This is a genomic window from Algibacter sp. (assembly GCF_049667265.1).
GTDB lineage: Bacteria > Bacteroidota > Bacteroidia > Flavobacteriales > Flavobacteriaceae > Algibacter_B.
The window spans coordinates 1-6,889 of the sequence record NZ_JBATHX010000355.1 but is presented as its reverse complement, the minus strand read 5'-3'; the positions used below and the strand labels follow the sequence as shown (position 1 = coordinate 6,889).

3 protein-coding genes are annotated in these 6,889 nt (G+C 30.7%); 1 reads left to right on the top strand and 2 read right to left on the bottom strand.

Annotated features, from left to right (window positions below):
• Nucleotides 1-2,700 (bottom strand): outer membrane beta-barrel protein (locus WBN21_RS12555; RefSeq protein WP_424200795.1); only part of this gene is annotated, 2,700 nt, incomplete at its 3' end.
• A gap of 161 nt (nt 2,701-2,861) precedes the next feature.
• Complete coding sequence (locus WBN21_RS12550; RefSeq protein WP_424200794.1) at nt 2,862-3,170, bottom strand: hypothetical protein; 309 nt, start codon at nt 3,168-3,170, stop codon at nt 2,862-2,864.
• A gap of 481 nt (nt 3,171-3,651) precedes the next feature.
• On the opposite strand from WBN21_RS12550, the gene WBN21_RS12545 reads away from it, so the two are divergent.
• Nucleotides 3,652-6,889 (top strand): glycoside hydrolase family 2 TIM barrel-domain containing protein (locus WBN21_RS12545; RefSeq protein ID WP_424200792.1); only part of this gene is annotated, 3,238 nt, incomplete at its 3' end.

Sequence of the window (6,889 nt, the reverse complement as noted above, 5' to 3'; positions counted from 1 at the left end):
TCTATAAGTGTAGCTTAAAATAACATAACGCCCTAAACTTTCAGAGATTGTTTCCTCAAAGAAGTTAGTTGTACTTCGTCTATAAATATCAATATTTCTATCAAGTAAATCTATAAAAACCAATTTTATAATGTTATTTTTTCGTTTGGAAAATGAATACGAAATGGCAACATTCCATAATGGCAGTTTTTGGTCTGATTCAAATTTATTATCAGAAAAAATTATATAATCAAACTGTGTATTGAAATTCAACTTATCAGACACATCGTAATCAAAATTAGAAAAATACTGTTGCTTTATATATTCTCTATCAAGACCCTGTTCTATTGAAAACGAGGTGTTATTGAGTCCACAACTTGCTCCAACCTTAACATCAAGCACATTTTTATTATAGTTTTCTAAATCAAATTTCAGAAAATAATCTCTAGAAATAACCTCATTTATATGTAAATTAATAATTGAATTTGAAGTTCTATAGTCATTTCTATTTTTTATAGAATATCGCAAACCAAGACCTTTTATCTTTTTACTAAAATTTAAAACAGAACTAAGTCGTGTTCTATTTCCACTATTTTGAAAACTTCTTGTTTTAACATAATCCTCATCAATATCTATACTCTGTATAATGGCATCTTTGGCGTGTTCATATTGAATTCTTGAATAAAAACTAACAGACGATGCGTAATTATAAACATTAGCATTTAAGGAAAGTATATCTAATTTTTCTGTTTTTAAATTGGGATTACCTTTTCTAATAAAGTAAGGATTTAAATCATTAATAACTGTTGAACTTTGAGAAGAATTAGGGCTTCTAATTGTTTTTTTATAACTAAATCTATACTTACTGCCCTTTTTTGGTTTGTATTGTATGGTTGATATAGGGTTTAAATAAGCTTGCCCTTTAACTATGGAAATCTCATCTAATACACCAAATGTTCTGGTTAGGTCTTGCAACTCTAAACCATTATAAATATTAAATTTTTTGTTATTATAACTATGCCCAACTCGTGTTTGGTAACTACGCTCTATACTCTTATAATCAAAGGCAAGCAATTCCTCAGCATTATTTTCAGTAACCGTTGTTTTCAATTGATTGATATCTTCTTTTCCATTTTTATCATTTAGGTAAGCATCTAATCTAAAATAGTGTTTTCCTCCTAAGGGTTCTGTATATCTAAAATTGAAATTGAATTGAGCGTTATTAAACGTTTCATCTCGTAAAGTAAAAATTTCCCTAATCGAAATATTCCCTGAACTAAATCCTCTTGTTATCATAGTGTTTTGTTCATTTTTTCGGGAAGTATTAGAAAGATTCGTTTTTAAACCAGCATTAAAACTTCTTCCTTCCTTTTGCAATTTCTGATAGTAATTAATAGCAAAATTCCCTGATTGCTTATTATTGGTATTGCTGTAAATTTGATTATTAGTTGTTGCGAGTTCACCCAAATCATTTACATAAGTTGCATCTTGGTCTGAATTTGATGTTCTATTATCAGAAATTAATTGCCCTCTAATTCGGAGGCTGTAATTTTTATTAGATAGGTTCTCATAATTAATATTTAAATTATGGTTTATTGTGGTGTTTGAATAGGTGTTTTCCGCTTCATAATCATAATTATTATTACTTGAAAAATTGACTCTTTTAGATTTTGAAAAACCATCATTATCAGATAAGTTATAAAAATAATCAGCATTAAGGGATTCCTTCTTTTTAAACTCATGACCAACATTTACTCCGCCAACACCTGTTTTTAAATAGCCACTTAAACTTTTTGTTTGCTTATTAGACGAATCGTTATCATCAGACTCATCTGCTAAACCATCAGCATTTTCAAGAAACCCTTGAATATTAGAACCAGTAACATTAATATTATTAAACTTACCAATAACCGACAATTGTGTTTTAGTCGAAAACTTATTATAATTTACATTAGAAAAGTAACGACTATCCAATCCCATTCCACCCGATAGTTTACCAAATCCATTATCCTTTTTTGTTTTCTTTAATGTAAAATTTATGACAACCTCCTTGTTACCATCATCTACACCCGTTAATGCTGCTTCATCACTTTTTTTGTCAATCACTTCAATTTTAGAAATAGCATCTGCCGATAAATTTTTCAATACTATGGATGGATCGCCTCCAAAAAACTCTTTTCCATCAACAAAAATCTTTGTAACCTCATTACCTTGAGCGATTACCTTTCCGTCCGAATCAATCTCAACTCCTGGCAATTTTTTCAATAATCCTTCAATATTATCATCTGGCTTAACTTTAAAAGAGCTCGCATTAAAAGCTATAGTATCTTTTTTTATTTGAATTGGGACCGCTACAGAAATTGTAACTTCATCTAGAGATGTAATATCCTCTTCTAGAATAATTGTTTTTAAGTCTATTAACTGCTTTTTGTAAGCTATATTTTTAAAATACGGTAAATAACCTACGGAAGATAACTGAATAATTAAAGAATCTTTACTGCCTTCAAATATTTTAAAATCACCTTTAATATCGGTAATACTATAATTTACAAAGGTTGAATCTTTAGGATTTAATAACGTTATTGAAACAAATTCTAAAGGTTCTTTTTGCGGGTTTACTACTTTCCCGATAATGGGTTCTATAGTTTGTCCAATTATTATATTGGAAACTAAAAAGCAAAAAACAGAAAGAAACTTGATGTAGTAAAAACGGTTAAGCATTATTTAAATTCTCTAATTTTATTAAATTAATTCTATTCAAAAAAACGACTTAACATAAAAAAATTTGCCTGTAAAGATAAATAGATTGTATTATACCTTAAAAAAACGAAACATATTATTTGTCTCGCTTTCTGCTTTTAAAAATGGGCAAATGCTAGTACCTATTCCCTTTTCTTCTTTCCTTTTCCTTTTTTAGGTTTTGCAAAATATTCTACCAAGCTTAATTGAGAATCTCCATTTGCATCTTTACGATTAAACATTTTTTCTACATTAAATGGTTCTCCAGCTTTAGTCTTTTTACCTTCAAATTTAGTTTTCATTTCATCTAAACTTATAAAACCATTGCTATCTAAATCAGCTTTAGCAAATTGTTTTTTCTGTTTTACTTCATCTACTTTCTTTTCTTGACCAAAAGAATACGAAGCCGTTAATAAGCCTAAAGCTAAAACAGTTAATTTAATTGTTTTCATAAATCCTCTTTTTAAAGTTTATACTACAAAGAACGTTTATTATTTGCTTGAGTTTGTGTCTGTGAGTTTTTCAGTTGTATATATGGGTATATTTTAAAGTGATTATTTATTGTGAGAAACATTTGTTAAACCTATAAAGACAACTTATAGGTTGACTTTTCTAATTTTGAATATATAGTTATAAACAACAAAAAAGAGGAGAATGAAATTTATTTATAAAAGATAAAAATCAATCAAAAGAGGGTAAGTTCCTTCTAATTAATTGGAAAAACACTACCTATCTTTATAAAGATTATAAATGACTTTGTGAGTATTAAAGTTTCTAAAATGAGTTTGTTGTTATTTTATTTCATTTAGTGCTTCTCTTAAGGGAATTACCTAAATGCAAAAAACATAAAAAGTGAGGTTATAAATCAGATATAGAAAAAGCCATGTCCTACAAAACAGAAATATTATTCAGGAATAGTAAAGATATAAACCAATGATTTTAAGACAAATAATTCCATTTCTACTTGTTTTTATTACTGTTCAATTTTGCTTCTCTCAAAATGATTGGGAAAATGAATTGATGTTCGAAAAAAACAAAATGGATGCACGTGTCCCGAGTTATTCATTTAGTAATCATTCTGATGCTCTAAAGGGCAACAGGAAAAATGCAAGAATGAAATCGCTTAGTGGTATTTGGAAATTTAATTATGTCGACAAATCGAGCGACAGACCATCAGATTTTATTGCAAAAAACTTTGAAGGTAATAATGATTGGCACAATATCGATGTACCTTCAAACTGGGAATTACAAGGTTTTGGACAACCCATATATTCAAATATAATTTATCCTTTTACTCCAGATATTTTAACGGGTGGAACGAGAAATTATAATTATATGGGACCTCATCCTCCTCAATATCCATATATCGAAAAATATCGAGACAATCCTGTAGGAAGCTATTACAGAGACTTTGAAGTTCCAATTGATTGGGAAGACCAGTCCATTATTTTACATTTTGGAGGTGTATCTTCTGCTTTTTATGTATGGGTTAATGGAGAAAAAGTTGGATATAGTCAAGGCAGTCGTTTAGCAGCCGAATTTGATATTACGGATTATGTTACCTCAGGAAAAAACAGAGTTGCTGTACAAGTGTTTCGCTGGAGTGATGGTAGTTATTTAGAAGATCAAGACATGTGGCGCTTAAGCGGAATACATAGAGAAGTCATGCTATTGGCGCAACCAAAAATTGCGTTAAACGATTTCTTTGTTAGAACAAAATTTGATAAAAATTTAAATGATGCTAAACTTGAAATTAGACCTAAACTTTGGGTAAAAGAAAACCAAGACAATCTTAAAGGTTGGGAAATAAAAGGGCAATTATACGATGAAGACAACAACAAAATATTACTTGAAGGTATGTCCGCTTCCATCGAGGAAATATTTTACGAAAGATGGCCGCAGCGTGATATAACCAAATTTGCGTTTCTTGAAGCCAATATTAAAAGTCCGAAAAAATGGTCGGCTGAAAACCCTTATTTATACACATTAGTCTTCGATGTTACTAATCCTAAAGGAGAAATAACTGAATCTAGAAGTCAAAAAATAGGATTTAGAAACATTGAATTCAGCAAAGACAATGAGTTGTTAATTAATGGTAAATCTGTTAAAATTATTGGAGTTAATCGACATGACCACAGTCCCACAAAAGGAAAAGCCTTAACACGAGAAGACATGCGTAAAGATGTTGAATTATTAAAACAATTCAATTTTAATGCAGTAAGAACATCTCACTATCCAAACGACCCATATTTTTACGATTTATGTAACGAATATGGTTTATACGTTATGGATGAAGCGAATATTGAAACGCATCATTTAGGTAGCTATGCGCCTCAACAATCAAATTTAGCGATTCCAATACTTCGCAGAATTACAAGAATGGTTGAACGTGATAAAAATCATCCATCAATTATTTCATGGTCCATGGGTAACGAAGCCGGTACTGGACCTGCATTTGCGGCTGCTGCTGGATGGATTAAAGATTTCGACCCTTCACGTTTTATACATTATGAAGGCGCTCAAGGCGATCCAACAGATCCAAATTACAAAGAAGGAAACGAAGGGCAAAAAGTGTTTAGAGGTTTTGCACATGCCAACCCAGACGACCCCAATTATGTGGATGTACTAAGCAGAATGTATCCTGAAATTTATCAGTTAGAACATATGCTTAAAAGTGAACATATTAATCGACCAATAATTATGTGCGAGTATGCGCATGCTATGGGAAATTCTATTGGAAGTTTAAATGATTATTGGAAACTGATAAGAGAAAACAAAAACTTTATTGGTGGTTTTATTTGGGATATGATTGATCAAGGTCTTGAAAAAACTAACGAAAATGGTGAGACATTCTATGCTTATGGTGGTGATTATGGAGATGTACCTAACGATCAAAATTTCTGCATAAATGGTGTGTTTTCTCCAGACAGGAAACCGAATCCACATGCTTGGGAATGCAAGTATATTTTTCAACCGTTTGCTTTTGAAGATATAGATATCAAAAAAGGAAAAATTAAAGTCACCAATCGTTTTAGCTTTACTGATTTAAGTGATTATGATGTTAGATGGACACTTTCAGAAAATGGAAAGGAGTTACAATCAGGAACATTAAAGTCTCAATCTATTGCTGCTGGAACTACAGGTGTAATTAACATTCCGTACAAAAAGATATCATTTAAAGATGATGCTGAATACTGGATACGCTTAAGTGTACACGAAAAATCAGATCGTTTATGGACTTCCAAAGGTTATGAAATAGCGAAAGATCAAATTGTTTTAAAACCAAGAAAAGTAATAGACAGTTATACTTCAAAATCTAATGATGCTATAAGTGTAGAAGAGAGTCATGACGACATACTAGTTAAATCGAATACATTTTCTGTCAAAATATCTAAAACAAGCGGTCAACTTATATCTTATGTTTTAAATAACAAAGAGCAACTCAACTCTCCATTACGTCCAAACTTCTATCGTCCACCAATAGATAACGATGTTAGAGGCGCAAGTAGCAAACAATTTAAAACTTCAAAAAATGTTTGGAAAAATATGCACGATAAATTGGCTAAAAACACAACACTTAGTCATTCTATAAAAGAAAATTCTGTAGAAGTAATTATCAATCAAAAGGATGATAATCAAGTTGGATTAGAAACTATCTATACTTTTTTTAATGATGGTAATATAGCTGTTAAAATGAATTTGGATGCAGACGAGACCTTACCTCCTCTTATTCGTTTTGGAGTCACTATGGGAATTAATGATGAATTGAAAAACACTTCATTTTACGGTAGAGGCCCTTGGGAAAACTACCTAGACAGAAAACTTGGAGCTGAAGTTGATGAGTATGTAATGAAAACAGACAACATATTTTACAACTACATTCAACCTCAAGAAAACGGAAATCATTGCGATGTGAGATGGCTTCAGCTAACAACAAATAACAATTCAGGATTACAAATATCTGGAAAGCCAGAGTTCGGATTTTCAATTTGGCCGTATTCATCAGAAAGCATAGAAAAAGCTAAACACCCATACGAATTAAAACCTCAAGGATTTTACACATTGAATTTAGATTTAACTCAAATGGGAATAGGTGGAACATTATCGGAAATGTTACCTCATTACCTATTAAACTCAGGTAAATACAACTGTGAATTTAATATAAAACCTT

Coding starts and splice junctions, on each gene's coding strand:
- WBN21_RS12550 (WP_424200794.1), bottom strand. CDS start 3,170: ATGAAAACAATTAAATTAACTGTTTTAGCTTTAGGCTTATTAACGGCT.